A 20899-nucleotide genomic window follows, 5' to 3' on the forward strand; every position below is an offset into this window, starting at 1 on the left:
CCTGCCGCGCGGCCCCCGGGGCCGCCGCCGTTTCCCGTCGCGGGTGGGTCCGGTGGCGGGCCGGGGTCACGTGCTCAGAGGGTGGTCTCCTCCTGGATCACGCGCTGGGCCACGCGGAACGCGGAGTTGGCCGCCGGGACCCCGCAGTACACCGCCGCCTGGAGGAGGACCTCGCGGATTTCCGTGGGCGTCAGGCCGTTGCGCAGCGCCGCGCGGGTGTGGAAGGCCAGTTCGTCGAGGTGGCCGCCCGCGACGAGGGCGGTGAGGGTGACGCAGCTGCGCGTGCGGCGGTCGAGGCCGTCGCGGCTCCACACCTCGCCCCACGCGTAGCGGGTGATCAGCTCCTGGAAGTCCCGCGTGAAGTCGTCGGCGGCGGCCGTCGCCCGGTCCACGTGCGCGTCGCCCAGGACCTCGCGGCGGATCCTCATGCCCGTCTCGTACGGGTCGGGCCTGCCGGCCGTCGGCGGCTCGGGCGGGGCCGGCGGGACGGGTGGGGCGGGCGGGGCCGCCTCGGGCTGGGCGGCGGACACGGCCGGGCCCGGTACGGGGATGGCCGCGAGGGTGTCCTGCCAGGCGCTGGAGAAGTGCCGTACGAGCAGGTCGGTGACGGCGGCGGGCTGCTCGACGGGCGCGAGGTGGCAGGCGCCGGGGACGACGGCGAGGCGGGCGTCGGGGATGCCGGCGACCAGGGTGCGGGCCTCCGCCGCCGCGGTGACCTGGTCGTCGGAGCCGACCAGGACGAGCGTGGGGACGCCGATGCGGCCGAGGCCGGCGCGCACGTCGAAGGCGGCCAGCGCCTCGCAGGCGGCGATGTAGCAGCCCGCGTCGGTAGTACGGACCATCTGGACCGCCCACTCGACGATCGCGGGCTGCGCCGCGGCGAAGGCGGGCGTGAACCACCGCTCGGGCGCGGTGCGCGCCATGGGGTCGAGGCCGTGCGCGCGGACGACGACCCCGCGCTGGCGGAACTCGTCGGCGCTGCCGAACCGGGCCGATGAGGCGACCAGGGCGAGGGAGGCGAGCCGGTGCGGGGCGCGCAGGGCGAGGTCGGCGCCGACGGCCCCGCCGATGCCGCAGCCGGCGTAGCCGAAGCGCTGGACGCCCAGTTCATCGAGGGTGGCGAGGAGCCGGTCGGTGAGTTCCGTGACGGACGAGAATGGTTCGGCGGGGGCGCCGCCGTGGCCGGGCAGGTCGAACCGGACGACCCGCCACCGGGCGGTCAGCTCGGGTATCTGGCGGTCCCACATGTGCCAGGTGGTACCGAGGGACGGCCCCAGGACCAGGACCGGGGCGTCTTCCGGCCCGTCGAGGCGGTACTGCAGAGTTTCGGCGTTCGTCTCACTCACCCGCTCACGCTCCCACATCCCTGGGGAATCCCACCGCCGGGGGGTGGACGTGAGGCTCACGCGCCGGGCGTGCCCGGCTCGATGTCGAGCACCTCGCGCACCGGGCGACGCGGCGTCGCCGGACCCTTCGGCCCGTATCCCAGGCGCAGCACCATCTGCACGTGGCCCGTTCCCGTTACCGGGTCCCGCAGCGGCCAGCGCAGCTCGGCCCACTCCACGGCCTGGCCGGCGAACGAGCTGGACAGGCCCTCCAGCGTGGCCAGCAGCAGGACGCGCTCCATCGCCTGGCCGGCGCGCAGCCAGTCCTCCGGGCGGTCGCGTTCCGTGCCCAGCAGGGCCAGATGAGGATGATGCTCGAACTCGGCGGCCTCGCGGCCGGCCACCGTCCTGCCGGCGGCGAAGTCGCGCATCGGTGCCCGGCCGCCGGCCTTGCGCGGCCCGAAGGCGTACTCGGGCACCCCTTCGGCGGCCGTGTCCGAGAACGGGACACCGCCGTGGGTCCATCGCTCCAGCTCCTCGTCGTGGCCGCGGTCGCCGAGGTTGCGGACCTCGGCCTCCTGGGCCAGCTCCAGCACCTCCTGCAAGTGCCACCCGGTGGGGAAGGCCAGCGACGCGCCTTCGGCGCGGGCCGCGTCGACCAGGGCGGTCCGCACGGCTTCGGGTATCTCCCTCTCCTCGAACGGATACCGGCTCGTGTGCCGGGCGCGAATGGCCTCGTACAGCGCGCCGAGGTCGCTCTCCCCGTCCCGGCGACCGGTCATCCGTACCGAGGCGAGCAGGTCTCTGTCGCCCGGGTCGGGCAGCAGCCGGGTATCCGGCTCCCAGCCGCCGTGAAGTGCCGCGACCCGCAGATTCAGCAGAGCCGCGCCGCACCCGATGTGGAGGGCGCGCAGGTCGGGGTCGGTGTGCGGCAGGACGCGTCCGGGGTCGGCACGTACGTGGAAGGTGCGGCTGCCGTGGAAGTAGCGGAAGCGCCAGGGCTGGGCGTTGTGCAGCGACGGAGCGGCGGCGGCGTCGTAGGCCAGAGCCGTCACCTGCTCTTCGGAGAGTGGTTGTGCGCTCACGGGGCCTCCCTCGTCGAGCGGAGGCCGAATGCGGCGCCTGGTGGGTCCGGCCTCCCTACCACCAGGTTCCTCCCGCGAGCCCGTCCATGCGCGGGGACCGGATGCCCGAGCCGGGCCGGCTGGTCCCGGCCTGACGAGCCCATGACGAAGGAGCGTCGCCGTGTCTGCCCGGCGCCGCAGCGGCTCCGTCAGGGCGTGGTGGTGGACACGACGTACACGCGGGGCGCGGCGGGGTCGGTGAGGTCGACGGTGATGTCCCGGGTGGGCCGGGGGCGGGCCTGGTGGCGGGTGAGGCCGGTCCAGTCGTGGGTCTCGGCGAAGTCCCAGCCGACGATCCGGGCGTCGCGCTCGCTGACGGTGATCTCGCCGGGCCTGAGCGCGGACCTGCTGGTGCCGACGTCCTCCAGGAAGACGTCGAGGCCGGCGCCCGTGGTCGTGAACTGGACGTACAGTCGGCTGGACTTCCAGTTGCTGGTCTCGAAGTAGGCGACGTCCCGCGACTTGGGCGGGATCGGGACCTCGAAGACGCGGCGCTTCATCTTGGACGGCCAGCTGTCCTGGAGGCCGCTGACCGAGGACTCGGCCTCCTTGTCACGGCCGCTGGACCGGCTCTGCTCGGCGGCGATGGTGAAGTAGCCGGTCGAGGCGGTGACCAGCAGCATGATGATCAGCGCCGTGTACCAGCGGCGGCGGATGAGCTGCCGGCGGCTCTCGGGTTCCGGGGCGTGCGGTGTGGTGGGGCTCATGCGGGGGGTTCCTGGGTGGTGCTCCTGGTACGGGTGGTGCGGCTGCCGCCGCCGTCGCGGATGACCTGCGCGTAGCGCTCGAACCGTTCGTACCGTTCGACCCGGCGGCGGTTGGCGCGCCGGAAGCGGCGGGCGACGAGGCGGGCGAGGTCGGCGGCGCCGACCATGCCGGCCTCGGGGCCGAGCTGGGCCTTGGCGATCCTGGCCTCGGGGCGGTAGCCGCGGCCGGTGAGGTGGCGGCGGAAGGCGTCCCGGGCGGGTCCGATGAGGAGGTCGTCGGCGGCGCTGACGCCGCCGCCGATGACGAAGCAGGAGGGGTCGAGCGCGGCCGCGAGGTTGGCGATGCCGACGCCGAGCCACTGGCCGATGTCCTGGAGCAGTTCGACGCACATGGCGTCGCCCTCGCGGGCCAGCTCGGTGATGAGGGGTCCGGTGATGTCGGGGACGTGGCCCTTGACGCGTTCGATGATGTTGTACGCGACCGGGGAGTCGGCGGCGGCCAGCTCGCGGGCCTCGCGGACCAGGGCGTTGCCGGAGCTGTACTGCTCCCAGCAGCCGCGGTTGCCGCAGGGGCAGCGGTGGCCGCCGGGGACGACCTGCATGTGGCCGAATTCGCCGGCGACGCCGTACTTGCCGCGCTTGACGCGGCCGTCCTCCAGGATGGCGCCGCCGATGCCGGTGCCGAGCGTGATCATGACGAGGTGGTCCTCACCGCGTCCGGCGCCGAACCGCCACTCGGCCCAGGCGGCCGTGTTGGCGTCGTTGTCGACCATGACGGGGACGGCCAGCCGGGCCTGGAGGGAGTCGCGCAGGGGCTCGTTGCGCCAGGCGAGGTGTGGGGCGAACAGGACGCGGCTGCGGTCGGCGTCGACCCATCCGGCGGCGCCGATGCCGACGGCGTGGACGTCGTGCCGGTCGGACAGGTCCAGGACGAGGTCGACGATGGTGTCCTCGACGACCTGGGGGCTCTTGGACTTGTCGGGGGTCTCGGTGCGGATCTTCTCCAGGATGGTGCCGTCGGCGTCGACGACGCCCGCCATCACCTTCGTACCGCCGATGTCGATGCCGACGGTCGGGACGCGGGGGGCGCTGAGGTGGGAGCGGCGCTCGCGGGTGCCGACGGTGCGCAGGACGGAGCCGCGGGGGGCGGGGTCGCGGTACGTGCTCACGGGTCCTGGTCGTCCCTGGGGTGCGGCGGGCCGGGGTCGGCGACCCGGCGGCGGAGGGGGTCCGCCGCCCCCGATTCTGCCAGGTGTGGGCGCGGGGGCGGCGGTGCGCCGTGGTCAGCCGGCCGCGGCGGGCGGCACGTCGTGGCCGCCGATCCGGGTGGGCGCGGGGGCGCGTTCCAGCTCGTGGCGCAGGTCGTCCAGCTCGCTTCCGCCCGCCATCTGGCGGGTGAGTTCGTCGAGCGTCAGGGACTGTTTCGTGTGGCTGCCGGCCATGACGCCGCGCTTGAGGAGGACGAAGCGGTCGCCGACGAGGTGGGCGTGGTGGGGGTTGTGGGTGATGAGGACCACGCCGAGACCGGCGTCGCGGGCCGCCGCCACGTATTTCAGGACGACGCCGGACTGCTTGACGCCGAGGGCGGCGGTGGGCTCGTCGAGTACGAGGACCTTGGCGCCGAAGTGGACGGCGCGGGCGATGGCGACGCACTGGCGCTCGCCGCCGGAGAGCGTGCCGATGGGCTGGTCGACGTCGCGCAGGTCGATGCCCATGCGGAGGAGTTCCGCGCGGGTGGTGGCGCGCATGTGGCGGACGTCGAGGCGCTTGAAGGGGCCGCGGCCGCGGGTGGGCTCGGAGCCGAGGAAGAAGTTGCGCCAGACGGGCATGAGGGGGACCACGGCGAGGTCCTGGTAGACGGTGGCGATGCCGAGGTCCAGGGCCTCGCGGGGCGAGGAGAGGGTGGTGTCGCGGCCCTCGACGCGGAACGTGCCCGCGTCGTGGGCGTGCAGCCCGGCGATGATCTTGATGAGGGTGGACTTGCCGGCGCCGTTGTCGCCGAGGACGCAGGTGATCTCGCCCGCGTGGACCTCCAGGGAGACGCCTTCGAGGGCGCGGACGGTGCCGTAGTACTTGCTGACGCCGTCGAGCTCGACGAGGGGGGTCGTCATGGGGTGGCCTCCGCGCGCTTGCGGACCCAGGCGTTGAGCAGGGTCGCGAGAAGGAGCATCGCTCCGAGGAAGAACTTGAACCAGTCGGGGTTCCACTCGGCGTAGACGATGCCCTTGCTGGTCATGCCGAAGATGAACGCGCCGACCGCCGCGCCGATGGCGGAGCCGTAGCCGCCGGTGATCAGGCAGCCGCCGATGACGGCCGCGATGATGTAGATCAGCTCGTTGCCGACGCCTTCGCCGGACTGGACGACGTCGAAGGAGAAGAGCAGGTGCTGGCCGGAGATCCAGGCGCAGAGGCCCACCGCCATGTAGAGGCCCGTCTTGGTGCGGCGGACGGGGACGCCGACGGCGCGTGCGGCGTCGGCGTTGCCGCCCGCGGCGAAGATCCAGTTGCCGAAGCGGGTGCGCAGGAGGACCCAGGTGGCGACGGCGACCAGGGCGAACCACCACAGGATGGTGACCTTGAGGGTGGCGCCGCCGACGGTCACTTCGGAGGCGAACAGGGCGCGGGCGGAGTCGAAGCCCTCCATGTCCGCGATGGTCTTGGTCGAGACGGTGCCGCTGATGAGCTTGGTGAGGCCGAGGTTGAGGCCCGTGAGCATCAGGAACGTGCCGAGCGTGATGATGAAGCTGGGCAGGCCCGTACGGGTGAGCATGAGGCCGTTGAACGCGCCGATGGCCAGCGTGACCAGCAGGGACACCCCGATGCCGACCCAGACGTTCGCGGTCATCCGGTAGCTGAACATCGACGAGACGAGCGCCGACGTGGTCACGAGGACGCCGGCGGACAGGTCGAACTCGCCGCCGATCATCAGGAGCGCGACGGGCACGGCCATGATCCCGATCGTCGAGGCCGCGTAGAGGACCGTGCCGAGGCTGGCGGCCCGCAGGAAGCCGACGGCGACGGCGGCGAAGAAGACGAAGACGGCGAGGGCGCCGACGACCGAGCCGAGTTCCGGGCGGCCGAGGAGCCGTTTCACCGGGGAAGCGGGCAGCAGCCGCTCGTCGCGGGCGGGGCTGTCCTCGGCGGGGGGCGCGGCGGTGGTCATCGGGTCCCCCGCTCGGTGTACGGGGCGAGGGTCGCGGCGTCCTTCCGAGTGAGGATCTGTGGGCCGGTCAGGACGGGGCGGCCGCCGCCGAGCACGTCGGCGTTGTAGCGGTGGAGCCACAGCAGGTCGACGGCCTCGTAGCCCTGGAGGTAGGGCTGCTGGTCGACGGCGAAGCCGAGGGTGCCGTCGCGCAGGGCGGTGACGACCTTGGCGTTGAGGTCGAAGGTGTCGATCTCGGCGGCGGAGCCGGCCGTGCGCTTGGCCTGGACGGCGGCGTCGGCGAAGGGCGCGCCGAGGGTGACGACGGCGTCGATGGCCTTGTCGGCCTGGAGCTTGGCTTCGATGGAGGCCTGGACGTCGGGCATGTTGGTGCCGTCGACGTAGAGGTTCTGCAGGGTGCCGTCGAAGGTCTCGGCGACTCCGGCGCAGCGCTGTTCGTGGCCGACGTTGCCCTGTTCGTGCAGGACGCACAGGGCCTTCTTGTGGCCGCGCCGGTCGAGTTCGTCGCCGACGGCCTCGCCGGCGACGGTCTCGTCCTGGCCGATGTGGGTGAGGGCGCCGAAGGCCTTGGACTGTTCGGAGCCGGAGTTCACGGTGATCACGGGGATGCCGGCGGCGACGGCGCGGGCGACGGACGCCTTGAGGGCGTCGGGCTTGGCGAGGGTGACGATCAGTCCGTCGACCCTCTTGTCGACGTACGAGTCGACGAGCTGGGCCTGCTGCTGGCCCTCGTCGCTGTGGGCGTAGAGGAAGTTGATGTTGTCCTTGGCGGCGGCCTGGCGGGCGCCCTGCTGGACGATGTCCCAGAAGGTGTCGCCGTCCCCCGAGTGGGTGACCATGGCGATGGTCCACCGGGGGGTGTTGACGGCGGCGCGGCCCTCGGCGGCCGCGGCGGCGGCCTTGCGGGCGTCCTCGGCGCGTTTGCCGCCGGTGGCGCTGCACGCCGTCAGGGACACTCCGAGGACCCCTGCGAGTACGACGCCGAGCACCCGTATTCCTGTCCGAACCCTTGCCACGACGCCGTGCCCTTCTTGCTGTGCTCCTGGTGCGGCCGGGGGCATATCGCCACATCCCGACGGGCCAAGTATCGGCCATGGTCGGTCGGGGCGTGTTCATCGGGTACGGAGGAGGCCGGGGCCGCCCCTGGACGGGGTCCGCCGTGCGGGGTCCGGGCCAGGGCTTGGGCCTCGGACGCCGGACGGGCTCGAGGACTAGGGAGTGTCCGCAAAGTAGCGTCGTCCGCCCGAAGGGCGGGCCTGGAGGCGTCTGGTGCGTGCGATCGCAAGGCGGAGGAGGGAGTCGATGCGGAGCATCGGCGAGTGACGACAACGCGGCGAGCGGGCGTGCCAGACGCCTCCAGGCAGGCGGGACTTTGCGGACACGACCTAGGGGCGGACGAGGAGCTGGAACTCGAAGGCGTACCGGGAGGCGCGGTAGCTGTGGGAGCCGAACTCGACGGGCCGCCCGGTGTCGTCGTACGTGGTGCGCTCCATGGTGAGCAGCGGGGCGCCCTCGGGCTCGCCGAGGACCTCCGCCTCGGGGCCGGTGGCGGCGCGGGCGCCGATGGACTGCCGGGCGCTGTGCAGGGTGATGCCGGCCCCGCGCATGAGCCGGTAGAGGCCGGTGGCCTCCAGGCGGGCGGCGTCCAGGTCGAGGAGGCCGGTGGGGAGGTGGTTGCGCAGCAGCGCCACGGGCTCGTCGTGGGCGCTGCGCAGCCGCTCCACGTACTGGACGTCGCTGCCTTCGGGCACGCCGAGTGCGGCGGCCACCTGGGCGCTCGCCGGTTCGAGGCGGTGGGCCAGGACGGCGGTGGCGGGGCGCTGGCCCGCGGCCTCCAGGTCGTCGTAGAGGCTGCTGAGCTCCAGGGGGCGCTTGACCTGGCTGTGGACGACCTGGGTGCCCACGCCGCGGCGGCGCACGAGCAGGCCCTTGTCGACGAGGGCCTGGATGGCCTGGCGGACGGTCGGCCGGGACAGGCCGAGGCGGTTCGCCAGGTCGATCTCGTTGCCGAGCAGGCTGCCGGGCGTGAGGGCGCCGTTCTCGATGGCGGCCTCCAGCTGCTGGGAGAGCTGGAAGTAGAGCGGGACGGGGCTGGTGCGGTCCACGCTGAGCGACAGCTCGACGCCGGCGCCGGTCACTTCTCGGTTCTGCTTGGGCACGGCCAGAGCGTAACCGTAGGGAAATGATGACGGGAAGTCGTGAAGTCCGATTGTCCGGACAAGATGACGGTACGTGAGCGGGATCTCATTCCAGCAGCTCCGCGTCGTGCACCAACAGGGCGATCTGGACCCGGTTGTTGAGGCCGAGCTTGGCGAGGATCCGGGAGACGTGGGCCTTGACGGTGGGGACGCTCATGTAGAGCGCGGCGGCGATCTCCGCGTTGGAGCCGCCGCGGCCGACGGCGAGGGCGACCTCCTTCTCCCGCTCCCCCAGTGCGGCGAGCCGGGTGGTGGCGGCCGTCCTGCGGGTGTCCTCCCGGCTCGCCGGGCCCGTGCCGTGGGAGACGTGGGTCATCAGCTGGCGGGTGACCGCCGGGGAGAGCACCGGGTCGCCCGCGGCCACCTTCCGTACGGCGGCGACGATGTCGGCCGGCCGGGTGTCCTTGAGGACGAACCCGGCGGCGCCGGCCCGCAGGGCGCGCAGGACCTGCTCGTCGGCGTGGAACGTGGTGAGGACGACGACCTCGGGGGCGCCGGGCCGGGAGCGCAGCTGCTCGGTGGCGGTGAGGCCGTCGACGCCCGGCATGCGGATGTCCATGAGGACGACGTCCGGGGCGAGCCCGCCGACGAGCGCGGGCACGTCGGCGCCGTCGGCGGCCTCGCCGACGATCTCGATGTCGTCGGCTCCGCCGAGCATCAGGGTGAGGCCCGCGCGGACCAGGGGGTCGTCGTCGACGATGAGCAGCCGGATGGTCATGAGGGCAACGGTAGCCAGGCCCGCAGGGTGAATCCGCCGCCGGGACCCGGCCCGTGGGTGAGGCGGCCGCCGGCGAGGGTGGCGCGTTCGGTGAGGCCGATGAGGCCCTGCCCGGAGCCGGGGACGGGGGCGACGGGCCCCTCGGGGGCGGGGTTGTGCACCTCGACGGTGAGGCCTTCGCCGGGGCGGCCGCGGACGGTGACGGTCACTTCGGTGCCGGGGGCGTGCTTGCGGGCGTTGGTGAGGCCTTCCTGGACGATGCGGTAGACGGTGCGGCCGGTGGCGGTGGGGACGGTGGCGGGGTCGACGGCGTCGTTGTCGAGGGTGACCTTCATGCCGGCCCGCCGGGACTCGGCGATCAGCGCGTCGAGGGTGGCGAGGGTGGGCTGGGGCCGCTCGCCGTGCCCGTCGTCCCGGTCGCCGGGGGCGCGCAGGACGCCGATGATCTCGCGCAGGTCCTGCAGGGCCTCGTGGGCGCTGTCGCGGATGACCCCGGCGGCGCGGGCGACCTGGGCCGAAGGCGCGTCCGGGTGGAACTCCAGGGCGCCGGCGTGGACGCTGAGGAGGGTGAGCCGGTGGGCGAGCACGTCGTGCATCTCCCGGGCGATGGCCTCGCGGGCGGCGCGCGGGGCTGCTGGGCGCGCAGCTCCGCCTCGGACTCGGCGCGGTGCGCGCGTTCGCGCAGGGCGACGACGAGCTGGCGGCGGGAGCGGACGAGCATGCCCCAGCCGGTGACCAGGAGGATCAGGACGAGGCCGACGAGGAGCGAGGCCGGCGCCGAGAGCGACGGGTCGGGCCGCAGGAACACCTGCGCGCTCCCCGCGACCAGCGCGACGGCGGCCACCTGGGCAAGCGTGCGGAACGGCACCCGCACGGCGAGCCCGAACAGCGCGACCATCACGGCCCCGCCGGTCGCGGGGGCGATCGTGCTGGCGACGGAGACGGCCAGGGCGACGCCGACGGGCCAGCGGCGCCGCAGCCAGAGGGCGAGGCAGGCGCCCAGTCCGAGCAGCTGGTCGGCGAGGACGACGGCGGCGGAGTCGTTGAGGCGGCGGCTGGTCTCGGCGGCCAGCAGCCCGACCAGCGTGGCCAGCACGAACGCGACGGTGTCGACGATCCAGTCCCGTACGGTACGGCGCCGGGGCCGGCCGGGCCCGGCGGCCGGGTCGTCGGGGTCGGCGAGGTCCGAAGGCAGCAGCCAGGAGTACTCCGCACGCGTCATACCGCCCAAACTACGCAGGCGGACGGCGGTGGGACCGCCCGGCCAGGCGAACGCCTACCAAAGTCGCACGGCCGCATACTTCCGGACCGGGACCGTAGCCCGAAGGCCGAAGCGGGACGGGCCTGCGGGGGCCGACGATCGAGGCATGAAGAAGCTGCTGGAGATCGTCGGAATGCTGCTGTTGATCGCCGGTGTGTGCGGGGTGATCCGCGAACTCACCGACGGCTGGTTCCGCTTCATGGGGTTCACCAGGTTCCTGACCGAGAACGTGGCCTTCCTGCAGGGTCGGGAGATATGGGCCAACGTGGCGGTCGTGGTGGTCGGCTTCGCGGTCCTGATGATCGCCGACAAGTACCGGAAGGCCTAGTGCCGGGGGTCTGGGAGCCGGAAGCGTAGGGGGCGGGAGGGTCTAGAGAGGGTCTAGGGAGCCGGAAGGCCTCGGGAGCCGGAAGGCCCAGGGAGCCGGAGGGTTATCGGGCGTCCTGCTCGTCCAGTTCCCTCAGGCGGGCGAGGTCGACGCCGTGCTCGCTCATCCGCACGCTGACGATGCCCGTCGTCACGACCATCGTGCCGACGACGGCGAGGGGCAGGGCGCCGGCGAGGGCGGCGAGTGTCACCGGCCAGTCGCGCTCGTCGGCGCACCGGCTGTCGTGGTCGACGGCGCCGTCCCGGTCGAGGGGCGCCAGGCACTCGATCTCGCGCCCCCTCGAACCCTCGACCATGTAGGGGGCGAGGAGCCGGAAGCCGGCCCAGAGCCAGAGCAGGCCGGCCGCGCCGAGGAGCACGAGCCCCCAGGTGCGCAGCCGCCGTGAGCGCTCCCGGAAGTGAACGTCGTGAGTGGTGGATCGCATGGCGGATCAATCTAGCGAGCGGCCCCGGCGGCCGTGCGCCGCCCCCAGGCCGTACCGCCAGGACGAGCGCCGCGCCCGCGAGCCCGGCGGGGCCGAGGTGTTCGCCCGCGACGAGGATGCCGGCGCCGGCCGCCCAGAGGGGTTCGGTGCCGAGCAGGAGGCTGACGCGCGAGGGGGAGGTGCGGCGTACGGCCCACATCTGGACGAAGAAGGCGAAGAGCGTGCAGAGAACGGAGAGGAAGAGCAGGCCCGCCCATTCGCGCGGGCCGAATCCGATGGCCACGGTCCAGGGGGCCGCCCCGCCGGTGCCGGGCACGGCGGCGAGTACGGCGAAGACGGCGACGGCGGCGCCCAGTTGGACGGTGGTCAGGGAGAGCGCGTCGGCGTCGCGCACGGACCGGATGCGGGCCATGGCGAGGACGTGCGCGGTCCGGACGAGCGCGGCGAGCAGCATGAGCAGGTCGCCCGTGGAGGGGGTGGTGAAGCCTCCGCCCTGGGTGAGCAGGACGACGCCCAGGACGGACAGGGCTGCCGCGGCCAGGAAGGCGCGGGGCGGCCGGGTCCTGGTGAGGGCGGCCTCCCCGAGCGGGGTGAGGATCATGGTGAGGCTGATGATGAGCCCGGCGTTGGTGGCCGACGTGTGCACGACGCCGTACGTCTCCAGCAGGAAGACGCCGCTGAGGACGAGGCCGAGGAGGGCGGCGCCACGCCACTGGGCCCCGGTCAGGGCGCGCAGCCGGCGGCGCGCGGCGACGGCGAGCGCGGGCAGGACCAGCGCGAAGCGCAGGACGAGGACGGCGACGACGGTGTGCGCGGTGGTGATGCCCTTGGCGGCGAGGTAGCTGGCGCCCCAGACGACCGCGACGAGCAGAACGGGCAGGTCGGTGAGCCAGGCGCGGCGGGGGGCGTGGGCCGGTGCGGCGGCGGACGCGGCGAGCGACGACATGACGGGGCCTGGCCTCCGGGGATGACGGGTGCGGAGGCTTCGGCGGCTCGCGCGGGAACGACGTCACCGTACCCGCGCGCGGATCACTGGTCGAGGCCGAATTCGCCGAACCGGGCCTCGCCGGTGGGGCGGTAGGTCTGGATGGTGACGCCGGCCTTGGTGGTGCGGTGTGCGGTCAGTTCGAAGGCGGTGGGGGTGCCGCCCTGGGGGAACAGCCGGCGGCCCGCGCCGAGGAAGACGGGGAAGACGAGCAGGTTGTACTCGTCGATGAGGCCGTGCGCGATGAGGGTCTGGGCGAGCGTGCCGCTGCCGTGGATCTGGATCTCGCGGCCGGGCTGTTCCTTGAGCCGGGTGACGGCCTCGACGACGTCCCCCTGGACGAGCCGGGAGCCCTGCCAGTCGACCTTGTCGAGGGTGCGGGAGACGACGTACTTGGGGAGGCTGTTGAGGGGGCCGGCGATCGGGTCCGCCGGGTCGGTGACCTTCGGCCAGTACGAGGCGAAGATCTCGTAGGTGCGGCGGCCGAGGAGGAACGCGTCGACCCGTCCGAACACCTCGTTGACGAAGCGGCCCATGTCGTCGTCGAAGAAGGGGACGAGCCAGCCGCCGTACGCGAAGCCGCCGCTGCGGTCCTCGTCGGGGCCGCCGGGGGCCTGCATGACGCCGTCGAGCGAGAGGAAGGTGGTGAGGGTGAGCCGGGCCATGGCTGATGCCTTTCGCTTGTGTTCCGGGTGAGCCGGGATGTCACAAGCTGAGACCGCCGGGGTGGCGAAAACTCATCGGCGGGCCGTGGGAGGGCCGGGGTTTCCCGCTGGTGGAGCAGTGGCGGGCCGGGCGCACCGGTGCTGTCGGTCCGGTGCGCCCCGCCCGCCGTACGGGCAGGTGTCGTGCTGCCCGGGTACGGGGTGGGTCAGCCGCCCAGTTCCTGGTGGCGGGCGGCCAGCCGCTTGGCGCCCTCGTCGGTCAGGGAGCCGAAGAGGCGCAGGCGGGAGATGCCGCCGTCGGGGTAGATGTCGATCCGGACGTGGGTGCCGACGGCCGGGGCCGGCAGGACGAACCGGTGGTTGGTGTCGGGCTGGAGCCGGGTGCGCGGCAGGAACTCGGTCCAGGGCCCGTCCTCGCCGTCGCGTACGGAGAGGGCGGCCCAGCCGGCGCTGTTGCCCTTCAGGTACGCGGTGTCGATCTCGACGGCGCGGATCTCGGCCTGCTCGACGAGGCCGTAGCGGATCCAGTCGTTGCCCTTGTCGCGGCGGCGGCGGGTCTCCCAGCCGTCGTCCATCTTGCGGGAGCGGCCCGGCTGGATGGTGTTGGTGGCCGGCGAGTAGAAGCGGTCGGAGGCGTCCTCGACGCGGCCGCCGTTCTCCAGGGCGGCGACGTCGAAGGTGCCGAGCACGCCGAGCCACTCGGGGTCGGGGGCGACCTCGCCGTACACGCGGAGGCGGGCGATGCCGCCGTCGGGGTGCTGGTTGACGCGCAGGTGCGTGAAGCGCCGCTCGACGTCGACGGCGAAGCCGTTCGCCGCGTGGCCGCCGATCGCGGTGCGCGGGACGAGGGTGGTCCACTCGACGTCCGGGCCCAGCAGCTCGTCGGGCGAGGGCGAGCCGGGCACGGACGCGCCCTCGACGGAGACGGCCTGCGGGTAGTTGCCGCGGAAGTGGGCGGTGTCGACGACGATGCCGCGGACGACGCCGGGGGCGCCGAGGCGGACGAGCGCCCAGTCGTGGTCCTCGTCGACGGGGTGCGGCTGCTCGGCGGAGACGCCACGGCGGCGGCGGGTCTCCCAGCCGTCCATGATCTTGCCCTTGTGGCCGAAGTGCTCCGGGTCGAACTCGGCGGGCTCCGGCTTGAGCAGGTTCTCGCGCTCGGCGAAGAACTCGTCGTTGGCGGCGACGACACCGGCGCCGAGCCGGCGGTCGGCCAGGTCGGCCAGGCCGGTGAAGGGGAAGTCGGCGGTGCGGTAGTCCGCGTACGGGTCACCGCCGCCGTAGGGGCTGGCGTCGCCGGTGAAGCGGGGTATGCCGGTGTCGGTCACGGGGTCACTTGTTCCTTTCGAGCAGCCGGCCGCTGGGCTCGGCGGGGGTGCCGCGCTCGGCGATGCGTACGCCGCGCAGCCAGGTGGAGGTGACGACGCCGTACAGGGTCTTGCCGGCGTAGGCCGTGACCCGGTTGCGGTGGTGCAGGTCCGCGGGGTCCACGGTGAACGTCTCGTCGGGCGCGAGCACCGCGAAGTCGGCGTCGCGGCCGGCCTCGATGGCGCCCTTGCGCTCCAGGCCCGCGAGGGCGGCGGGAGCGGTGGACATCCAGCGGGCGACGTCGTCGAGGGTGCGTCCGCGGCGGCGGGCCTCGGTCCAGATGGCGGGCAGGCCGAGCTGGAGGGAGGAGATGCCGCCCCAGGCGGTGGAGAAGTCGGGGGTCTTGAGGTCGGCGGTGGACGGCGAGTGGTCGGAGACGATGCAGTCGATCGTGCCGTCGGCGAGGCCGTCCCACAGGGCGTCCTGGTTCACGGCCTCGCGGATGGGCGGGCAGCACTTGAACTCGGTGGCGCCGTCGGGGATCTCCTCGGCGGTCAGCGTCAGGAAGTGGGGGCACGTCTCGACGGTGATCCGCACGCCCTCGCGCCGGGCGGCGGCGATGACCGGGAGGGCGTCGCTGGAGGAGAGGTGCAGGACGTGCACGCGGGCGCCGAGGCGGCGGGCCTGGGCGATCAGGTTCTCGATGGCGGTGTTCTCCGCGTCGCGGGGCCGCGAGGCGAGGAAGTCCGCGTACTTCGCCGAGCTCTTCTGCGGGGCGGCGTCGAGGTGGTGCGGGTCCTCCGCGTGCACGATCATCAGCCCGCCGAAGCCGGCGATCTCCGCGAGCGAGGCGGCCAGCTGCTCCTGGTCGAGCTGGGGGAACTCGTCGACGCCGGACGGCGACAGGAAGCACTTGAAGCCGAAGACGCCGGCGTCGTGCAGCGGGCGCAGGTCCTTGACGTTGTCGGGTACGGCTCCGCCCCAGAAGCCGACGTCCACGTGGGCCTTGCTGCGGGCGACGTCCTGCTTGATCCGCAGGTGCTCCACGGTGGTCGTCGGGGGCAGCGAGTTGAGGGGCATGTCGAGGAGGGTGGTGATCCCGCCGGCCGCGGCGGCGCGGGTGGCGGTCCAGAAGCCCTCCCACTCGGTGCGGCCCGGGTCGTTCACATGGACGTGCGTGTCGACCAGGCCGGGGAGTACGACGTCGTCGCCGACGTCCTCCAGCCGGGCACCGGCGGGCACCTCCGCGTCGTACGGCAGGACCGCGGCGATGGTGCCGCCGGCCACGGCGACGGCTGCGGCGCGCGTTCCGTCCGGGGTCACGACGCGCGTCGAGCGCAGCACAAGGTTCACGTCCACGCTGTCCCCATTCCCGATATTCCCGTCAACCCGGTCATTCCCGTCCATTTCGGCGAGCTTCAACGAACTGTTGAAGGAGTGTTCATCCCGGCGGCGGAAGCCGTCAAGAGCACCCCGACGCCACTGCCGCCACTCGGATGTTTCCACAAAGTGGAAGTACAATTCCGTAGAGAAGAACGTAGCTCCGCACAGCAGGGCGACGGAAGACCCCCGGGGAACATCGCGGACACCCGGACAAACAGGCCCTGACCGGCGGGTACGCCCGACGGCGGGCGATGTGCCGGGCGATCGGGCCCGGTAGGCTGCTGCCTTGTCCATCCGCCTCGAAAGGACCGTTGACGTGCCGACGTCCAGCGCCAGCGCCACCGACGCCGCCAAGCCCGCAGCCACGGGTGGCGTCCAGTCCCTTGAGCGTGCCTTCGACCTCCTGGAGCGGATGGCCGACGCGGGGGGCGAGGTCGGCCTCAGCGAGCTGTCCTCCAGCAGCGGGCTGCCGCTGCCCACCATCCACCGGCTGATGCGCACGCTGGTCGCCTGCGGGTACGTACGCCAGCAGCCGAACCGGCGCTACGCCCTCGGCCCGCGCCTGATCCGCCTCGGCGAGTCCGCGTCCCGCCTGCTCGGCACCTGGGCGCGACCGTACCTGGCGCGGCTGGTGGAGGAGACCGGCGAGACCGCGAACATGGCGCTGCTCGACGGCGACGAGATCGTCTACGTCGCGCAGGTGCCGTCCAAGCACTCGATGCGGATGTTCACCGAGGTCGGGCGGCGGGTCCTCCCCCACTCCACCGGCGTGGGCAAGGCGCTCCTCGCGCACACCCCGCCGGAGGAGGTCCGGGCGCTGCTGGCCCGGACCGGGATGCCCGCGGCCACCGAGAAGACCATCACCACGCCGGAGGGCTTCCTGGCGGCGCTGGAGCAGGTCCGCGAGGCGGGGTACGCCGTCGACGACAACGAGCAGGAGATAGGGGTCCGCTGCCTCGCGGTGTCGGTGCCCAACTCCCCCACGGCGGCGGCCATCTCGATCTCGGGGCCCGCGGGTCGGGTCACGGAGGCGGCGACGGAGAAGATCGTCCCGATACTCCAGGAAGTGGCCCAGGACCTCTCCACGGCCCTGGCCAACACCTCCCCGCAGCAGCCCTGACACCCTCGCGCCCCGCGGGCGGCCGACCCTCCCTCGCCGCAAGGCGTACGAGCCCGAGGGCTCAGAGGCTGCGGGCGACGATGTCGCCGTAGGCGGTGGTCGCCCGGATGCCGAGCCGGGCGGCGGCGCCTTCGGTGTTCTCGAGCGCGTTGCGGATGCGGCCGCAGGAGGTGCCGGCGTCCAGGGAGGCCGACACCCCGCGGGCGGCGCCGACCGAGATCTCGAAGGAGACCCGCGATGCCGGGAGGCAGACTCACCCAGCAGGAGCGCCAGCAGATCGCGCTGGGACTGGCCGACGGCCTCGCCTACGCGGAGATCGCCAGACGCCTCGACCGCCCGACCTCGACCATCACGCGCGAGGTCATGCGCAACGGCGGCCCCACGACCTACCGCGCCGACCTCGCCCACCGTGCCACCGAACTCCGCGCCCACCGTCGCAGGCCGGCCGCGCCCCGAGGGCCGGAGGCAGCCCCGCAGGCCCATGGACGTGACCCCGAGGCCGTACGCGAGTACGAGGAGACGTTCACCACCATCCTCATGCAGTCGGGCACGCCCAAGATGATGGCCCGGGTCCTGACCTGCCTCTGCATCAGCGACGCGGGCAGCCTCACCGCGTCCGAACTCGTCCGGCGCCTCCAGGTCAGCCCGGCGTCCGTCTCCAAGGCGATCGCGTACCTGGAGGGCCAGGGCCTCGTCCGCCGGGAACGCGATGAACGCCGCCGCGAGCGCTACGTCTGCGACGACGACGTCTGGTACCAGTCGATGATGGCCAGCGCCCGCGGCACCGCCCAGCTCGCCGAGACCGCGCGGCAGGGCGTCGGCGTCCTCGGCCCCGGCACCCCGGCCGCCACCCGCCTCGAGAACATCGCCCGCTTCGTCGCCGTCGTCTCCGAGAGCATCGTCCGCGCAGCGGAGGAGGCCCGCGACATCCTCTCCACGAAGCCCGAACCGGCCTCGGGCCGCACCGCCGAGCCGGGTTCGGACGGCTGAGGGACAGCCGCACCGGACACCCCGCTCAGGTGTCCGGTGCGGCGGCAGCGGCTCGATCCTCACCCGGGCCGCCGCGTACCCGTACCCCGGCGGGCTCGCGCCCTACGGCGTGACCCGGCCATCCATGACCGTGATCGTCCGGTCCATGCGGCCCAGGTGCGCGCGGTCGTGCGTGACCAGCACCGTCGCCGTCCCCCGCTCGCGCGTCAGCGTCACCAGCAGGTCGAGCACGGCAGCGCCCCGCTCGTGGTCCAGCGCGCTGGTCGGCTCGTCGACCAGCAGCACCGCCGGCTCGTTCATCAGCGCCCGCGCGATGTTGACGCGCTGCCGCTGCCCGCCCGACAACTGGTGCGGCCGCCGCCGGGCCAGCTCCGCGAGGCCGACCGCGTCGAGCAGGTCCAGCGCCCGCCGCCGTACGGCCCCGGGCCGCCGGCCCGACAGGTGGGCCATGACCTGGAGCTGCTCCAGCGCCGTCAGGGACGGCAGCAGGTTCGGCTGCTGGAAGACGATCCCGACCCGTTGGCGCCGCAGCGCCGCCTTCGCCGCCCGGTCGAGCGCCCGGGTCTCCACGCCGTCCACGACGACCCGCCCCCGGTCGGGGGTGACCAGCGTCGCCGCGACCGCGAGGAGGCTGGACTTGCCGGATCCCGAGGGGCCGACGACCGCGACGGCGGTCCCCCCGGAGACCTCAAGGGACACCGAGTCCAGCGCGGTCAGCCGGCCGTCGCCGTCGGGGTAGGTGAGCGTCACATCGTCCAGCAGCAGGGTCATCGGGCGCTCCCGAGCGCGGTCAGGGGGTCGACGGCGGTGATCCGCCGGATGGACAGGGCCGCGCCGAGCACACCGAGCGCGATCATCACGGCGGCGGGCCCGAGCACGGTGAGCGGCTCCAGGACGAACGGCACGTCTCCGCCGCTGACGAGCGCGCCGATCCCGGCGGCGAGGCCCGTGCCGAGCAGCGTCCCGGCCGTGAGCATCACCACGGCCTGGCCGAGCGCGTCCTTGAGGAGGTAGGGGGTGGAGGCGCCCAGCGCCTTCAGCACGGCCACGTCGCCACTGCGCTGGATCGTCCACACCGTGAAGAACGCGCCGGTCACGAGGGCCGAGATCACGAAGAGGAAGCCCCGCATGAGCTGGAGCGAGCCGTTCTCCGCCTGGTAGGACCCTATGGCGGTGAGGGATTCGTCGATCGTCCGGCTCTCGGTGCCCGCCGCCCTGTCCCCCGCCGCGTGGTCGGTGCCGCCCCTGAGGGCGATGACGGTGGCCTGCTCCTCCGGGATCGTTCCCGTGGGGCCCAGGCCCTGCCAGTCGTCGAGGGACGTCCACACGACGGGCGTGTGGGCGTACGAGGCGTCACCGGCGACCGCGGCGACGGTGACCTCGCGCGTGCCGAGGCGCACCGGTCGCCGGGCTCCGCGCCCAGTTCACCGGCTGCCGAGCGGGACAGGACGGCCCGGCCGGGGCCGAGGCGGGTGCTGTCGGGGGCGATCCGGGCGGCGGGTTCGGTGCCGAACGCGGTCACCGCGGCGGTGCGGTCCCCGGACACCGCGTTGAGGGTGCGGATGCCGACCGGCTCGGCGGCCGTCACGCCCGGCTGCCGTGCCCACTCCCGCCAGGAGCGCTCGGTCACGGTCGACGCGGTGAACGACACCTCGCGGCCGCCCGGCGGCGCCGCGAAGGCGAGCCGGTCGGCGGGCAGCCCCGTGATCGCCGAGATGTTCTCCCGCGCCAGCCCGGCCGTCAGCCCGGACAGCAGCCCGACGAGCAGGGTGATCAGCACGATCACCGTGCCCATCAGGGCGAACCGCCCCTTGGCGAATCCCAGATCTCTCCATGCCACGAACATGGTGACCAGCCTGGCGGCGGTCCCTCCGCGCCCGCATCGCGCCACGGATGGCCGCGGCATCAAACTTTCGGTTGAGGGCGCCGCCCCGGCGGCCGCCTACGCTGGTCGGGTCATGGATCCACGCTCGCTCACCCCCGCCCTGCGCGTGCTGCGCCTCTGTCTGCATCTGCTGATGGCGGGGCTGCTGGCACTCGCCGCGGTGCGGGCGGTCGCCGGTGACGCGCCGAACGCCGCGGCGGTCGTCGTGGCCGCCGCCGTGACGGGCGCGGTGTACGCGGCGGGGTCGGCGCTGCGTACCGTACGCGCCTCGCAGACCGGGGCCGCCGTCTGGCTGGGCGCGCTGTGCGCGGCGTGGCTGGTGCTGCTGGTGGTGACGCCGGACGGGCTGTGGGTGGCGTTCCCGCTGTACTTCCTGCAGCTGCACCTCCTGCCGGCGCGCCGGGCGCTGCCGGCGGTGGCGGTGACGGCGGGCGCCGCGATCGCCGCGTACGTGGGTCATGGGGCGCCGCTCAATCCGGGCGTGTTCGTCGGGCCGCTGCTGGGCGCGGCGGTGGCCGTCGCGACCGTGCTGGGCTACCAGGCGCTGTACCGGGAGAGCGAGCGGCGGCGCCGGCTGATCGAGGAGCTGATCTCGACGCGGGCGGAGCTGGCGGCGGCCGAGCGGCACGCGGGCACGCTGGCGGAGCGGGAGCGGCTGGCGCGGGAGATCCACGACACGCTCGCGCAGGGCCTGTCGTCGATCCAGCTGCTGCTGCGGGCCGCCGAGCGGGCGCTGCCGGCCCACTCGCCGGCCGCCGGGCACATCGAACGGGCGCGCCGGGCCGCGCAGGACAACCTGGCGGAGGCGCGCCGTTTCGTACGGGCCCTGACGCCGCCCGACCTGGAGCACGGGTCGCTGGCGGGGGCGCTGGAGCGGCTGTGCGAGCCGGGTTCGGCGGACGGGCCGCGGGTGCGGTTCTCGCTGTCGGGCACGCCGGTCGCGCTGCCCACGCCGTACGAGGTGGCGCTGCTGCGGATCGCCCAGTCCGCGCTGGCCAACACGGTGCGGCACGCGGGCGCGGGGCGCGCGGAGATCACGCTGACGTTCATGGACTCCTCCGTCACGCTGGACGTGGTGGACGACGGCCGGGGCTTCGACCCGGCGGCGTGCGTCCCGTCCTCCTCGGACGGGGGGTTCGGGCTGCCCGCGATGCGGGCGCGCGCCGAGTCGCTGGGCGGGACGTTCGCCGTCGAGTCGGCGCCGGGCCAGGGCACCGCCGTGGCCGTCACCCTGCCGCTGCCCTCGGGGGACTGA

18 protein-coding genes and 4 pseudogenes are annotated in these 20899 nt (G+C 73.7%); 4 read left to right on the forward strand and 18 right to left on the reverse strand.

The window, feature by feature from the left end:
- Positions 1-74 precede the first annotated feature (74 nt).
- The 10 genes and pseudogenes from pcaDC to ABEB09_RS05195 all read right to left on the reverse strand — a co-directional run bounded on the left by pcaDC (position 75) and on the right by ABEB09_RS05195 (position 10457).
- Entirely contained in the window at positions 75-1346 is a 1272-nt protein-coding gene (gene pcaDC / locus ABEB09_RS05150) for a bifunctional 3-oxoadipate enol-lactonase/4-carboxymuconolactone decarboxylase PcaDC (protein ID WP_345687539.1), read from the reverse strand.
- A 56-nt stretch (positions 1347-1402) separates the two neighbouring features.
- Positions 1403-2410, reverse strand: a complete 1008-nt coding sequence (locus ABEB09_RS05155; RefSeq protein WP_345687541.1) for an Acg family FMN-binding oxidoreductase — start codon at positions 2408-2410, stop codon at positions 1403-1405.
- Between the two features lie 188 nt (positions 2411-2598).
- Complete coding sequence (locus ABEB09_RS05160) at positions 2599-3156, reverse strand: hypothetical protein (protein ID WP_345687543.1); 558 nt, start codon at positions 3154-3156, stop codon at positions 2599-2601.
- Positions 3153-4325 (reverse strand): ROK family glucokinase, encoded by a 1173-nt coding sequence (locus tag ABEB09_RS05165; protein WP_345687545.1) that lies wholly within the window; start codon positions 4323-4325, stop codon positions 3153-3155. Before ABEB09_RS05165 ends, ABEB09_RS05160 begins: the two co-directional genes overlap by 4 nt.
- 114 nt (positions 4326-4439) lie before the next feature.
- Entirely contained in the window at positions 4440-5267 is an 828-nt protein-coding gene (locus tag ABEB09_RS05170; protein WP_345687547.1) for an ATP-binding cassette domain-containing protein, read from the reverse strand.
- Positions 5264-6319, reverse strand: coding sequence for an ABC transporter permease (locus ABEB09_RS05175; protein ID WP_345687549.1), 1056 nt, complete (start codon positions 6317-6319; stop codon positions 5264-5266). Before ABEB09_RS05175 ends, ABEB09_RS05170 begins: the two co-directional genes overlap by 4 nt.
- The gene (locus ABEB09_RS05180) at positions 6316-7335 is read right to left on the reverse strand and encodes a sugar ABC transporter substrate-binding protein (RefSeq protein WP_345687551.1); all 1020 of its coding nucleotides are present in this window, start codon (positions 7333-7335) and stop codon (positions 6316-6318) included. Before ABEB09_RS05180 ends, ABEB09_RS05175 begins: the two co-directional genes overlap by 4 nt.
- 369 nt (positions 7336-7704) lie before the next feature.
- Entirely contained in the window at positions 7705-8424 is a 720-nt protein-coding gene (locus ABEB09_RS05185) for a GntR family transcriptional regulator (protein WP_345693842.1), read from the reverse strand.
- A gap of 139 nt (positions 8425-8563) precedes the next feature.
- Positions 8564-9235, reverse strand: coding sequence for a response regulator (locus ABEB09_RS05190; protein WP_345687553.1), 672 nt, complete (start codon positions 9233-9235; stop codon positions 8564-8566).
- Positions 9232-10457 (reverse strand): annotated as a pseudogene (locus ABEB09_RS05195) (sensor histidine kinase). Before ABEB09_RS05195 ends, ABEB09_RS05190 begins: the two are co-directional and overlap by 4 nt.
- 145 nt (positions 10458-10602) lie before the next feature.
- Here ABEB09_RS05195 and ABEB09_RS05200 point away from each other — a divergent pair.
- Positions 10603-10824, forward strand: a complete 222-nt coding sequence (locus ABEB09_RS05200; RefSeq protein ID WP_345687554.1) for a hypothetical protein — start codon at positions 10603-10605, stop codon at positions 10822-10824.
- 103 nt (positions 10825-10927) lie between these two features.
- Here ABEB09_RS05200 and ABEB09_RS05205 read toward each other — a convergent pair whose 3' ends face one another.
- The 5 genes and pseudogenes from ABEB09_RS05205 to allB all read right to left on the reverse strand — a co-directional run bounded on the left by ABEB09_RS05205 (position 10928) and on the right by allB (position 15673).
- Positions 10928-11308, reverse strand: coding sequence for a hypothetical protein (locus ABEB09_RS05205; RefSeq protein WP_345687556.1), 381 nt, complete (start codon positions 11306-11308; stop codon positions 10928-10930).
- A gap of 11 nt (positions 11309-11319) precedes the next feature.
- Positions 11320-12254, reverse strand: a pseudogene (locus ABEB09_RS05210) (DMT family transporter).
- An 83-nt stretch (positions 12255-12337) separates the two neighbouring features.
- Positions 12338-12958 (reverse strand): dihydrofolate reductase family protein, encoded by a 621-nt coding sequence (locus tag ABEB09_RS05215; protein ID WP_345687558.1) that lies wholly within the window; start codon positions 12956-12958, stop codon positions 12338-12340.
- A 206-nt stretch (positions 12959-13164) separates the two neighbouring features.
- Positions 13165-14286, reverse strand: coding sequence for an allantoicase (gene alc / locus ABEB09_RS05220; RefSeq protein ID WP_345687560.1), 1122 nt, complete (start codon positions 14284-14286; stop codon positions 13165-13167).
- Between the two features lie 4 nt (positions 14287-14290).
- On the reverse strand, positions 14291-15673 hold the full coding sequence (allB, locus tag ABEB09_RS05225; protein ID WP_380840505.1) for an allantoinase AllB: 1383 nt from the start codon (positions 15671-15673) through the stop codon (positions 14291-14293).
- A 292-nt stretch (positions 15674-15965) separates the two neighbouring features.
- Between allB and ABEB09_RS05230 the strand changes: the two genes are divergently transcribed.
- Positions 15966-16769: an IclR family transcriptional regulator gene (locus ABEB09_RS05230; protein ID WP_345687564.1), complete on the forward strand. Its 804-nt coding sequence runs from the start codon at positions 15966-15968 to the stop codon at positions 16767-16769.
- 61 nt (positions 16770-16830) lie between these two features.
- Here the strand turns inward: ABEB09_RS05230 and ABEB09_RS05235 are convergent.
- Positions 16831-16992, reverse strand: a pseudogene (locus ABEB09_RS05235) (DUF4097 family beta strand repeat-containing protein); the annotation flags it as partial.
- A 14-nt stretch (positions 16993-17006) separates the two neighbouring features.
- Here ABEB09_RS05235 and ABEB09_RS05240 point away from each other — a divergent pair.
- The gene (locus ABEB09_RS05240) at positions 17007-17759 is read left to right on the forward strand and encodes a helix-turn-helix domain-containing protein (RefSeq protein ID WP_345687568.1); all 753 of its coding nucleotides are present in this window, start codon (positions 17007-17009) and stop codon (positions 17757-17759) included.
- 102 nt (positions 17760-17861) lie between these two features.
- Here ABEB09_RS05240 and ABEB09_RS05245 read toward each other — a convergent pair whose 3' ends face one another.
- Entirely contained in the window at positions 17862-18530 is a 669-nt protein-coding gene (locus tag ABEB09_RS05245) for an ABC transporter ATP-binding protein (protein WP_345687570.1), read from the reverse strand.
- A pseudogene (locus ABEB09_RS05250) lies at positions 18527-19605 on the reverse strand (ABC transporter permease). The gene ABEB09_RS05245 and the pseudogene ABEB09_RS05250 overlap by 4 nt, the downstream one beginning before the upstream one ends.
- 112 nt (positions 19606-19717) lie before the next feature.
- Here ABEB09_RS05250 and ABEB09_RS05255 point away from each other — a divergent pair.
- Positions 19718-20899 (forward strand): sensor histidine kinase, encoded by a 1182-nt coding sequence (locus tag ABEB09_RS05255; RefSeq protein WP_345687572.1) that lies wholly within the window; start codon positions 19718-19720, stop codon positions 20897-20899.

It is taken from the genome of Streptomyces coeruleoprunus (assembly GCF_039542925.1).
Lineage (GTDB): Bacteria > Actinomycetota > Actinomycetes > Streptomycetales > Streptomycetaceae > Streptomyces > Streptomyces coeruleoprunus.

Excerpts from the sequence above, each read along its gene's own strand:
- ABEB09_RS05205 (WP_345687556.1), bottom strand. The coding sequence starts at position 11,308 with ATGCGATCCACCACTCACGACGTTCACTTCCGGGAGCGCTCACGGCGG.
- ABEB09_RS05255 (WP_345687572.1), top strand. The coding sequence starts at position 19,718 with ATGGATCCACGCTCGCTCACCCCCGCCCTGCGCGTGCTGCGCCTCTGT.
- ABEB09_RS05215 (WP_345687558.1), bottom strand. The coding sequence starts at position 12,958 with ATGGCCCGGCTCACCCTCACCACCTTCCTCTCGCTCGACGGCGTCATG.
- ABEB09_RS05245 (WP_345687570.1), bottom strand. The coding sequence starts at position 18,530 with ATGACCCTGCTGCTGGACGATGTGACGCTCACCTACCCCGACGGCGAC.
- ABEB09_RS05190 (WP_345687553.1), bottom strand. The coding sequence starts at position 9,235 with ATGACCATCCGGCTGCTCATCGTCGACGACGACCCCCTGGTCCGCGCG.
- allB (WP_380840505.1), bottom strand. The coding sequence starts at position 15,673 with ATGGACGGGAATGACCGGGTTGACGGGAATATCGGGAATGGGGACAGC.
- ABEB09_RS05170 (WP_345687547.1), bottom strand. The coding sequence starts at position 5,267 with ATGACGACCCCCCTCGTCGAGCTCGACGGCGTCAGCAAGTACTACGGC.
- ABEB09_RS05200 (WP_345687554.1), top strand. The coding sequence starts at position 10,603 with ATGAAGAAGCTGCTGGAGATCGTCGGAATGCTGCTGTTGATCGCCGGT.
- ABEB09_RS05160 (WP_345687543.1), bottom strand. The coding sequence starts at position 3,156 with ATGAGCCCCACCACACCGCACGCCCCGGAACCCGAGAGCCGCCGGCAG.
- ABEB09_RS05175 (WP_345687549.1), bottom strand. The coding sequence starts at position 6,319 with ATGACCACCGCCGCGCCCCCCGCCGAGGACAGCCCCGCCCGCGACGAG.
- ABEB09_RS05240 (WP_345687568.1), top strand. The coding sequence starts at position 17,007 with ATGCCGGGAGGCAGACTCACCCAGCAGGAGCGCCAGCAGATCGCGCTG.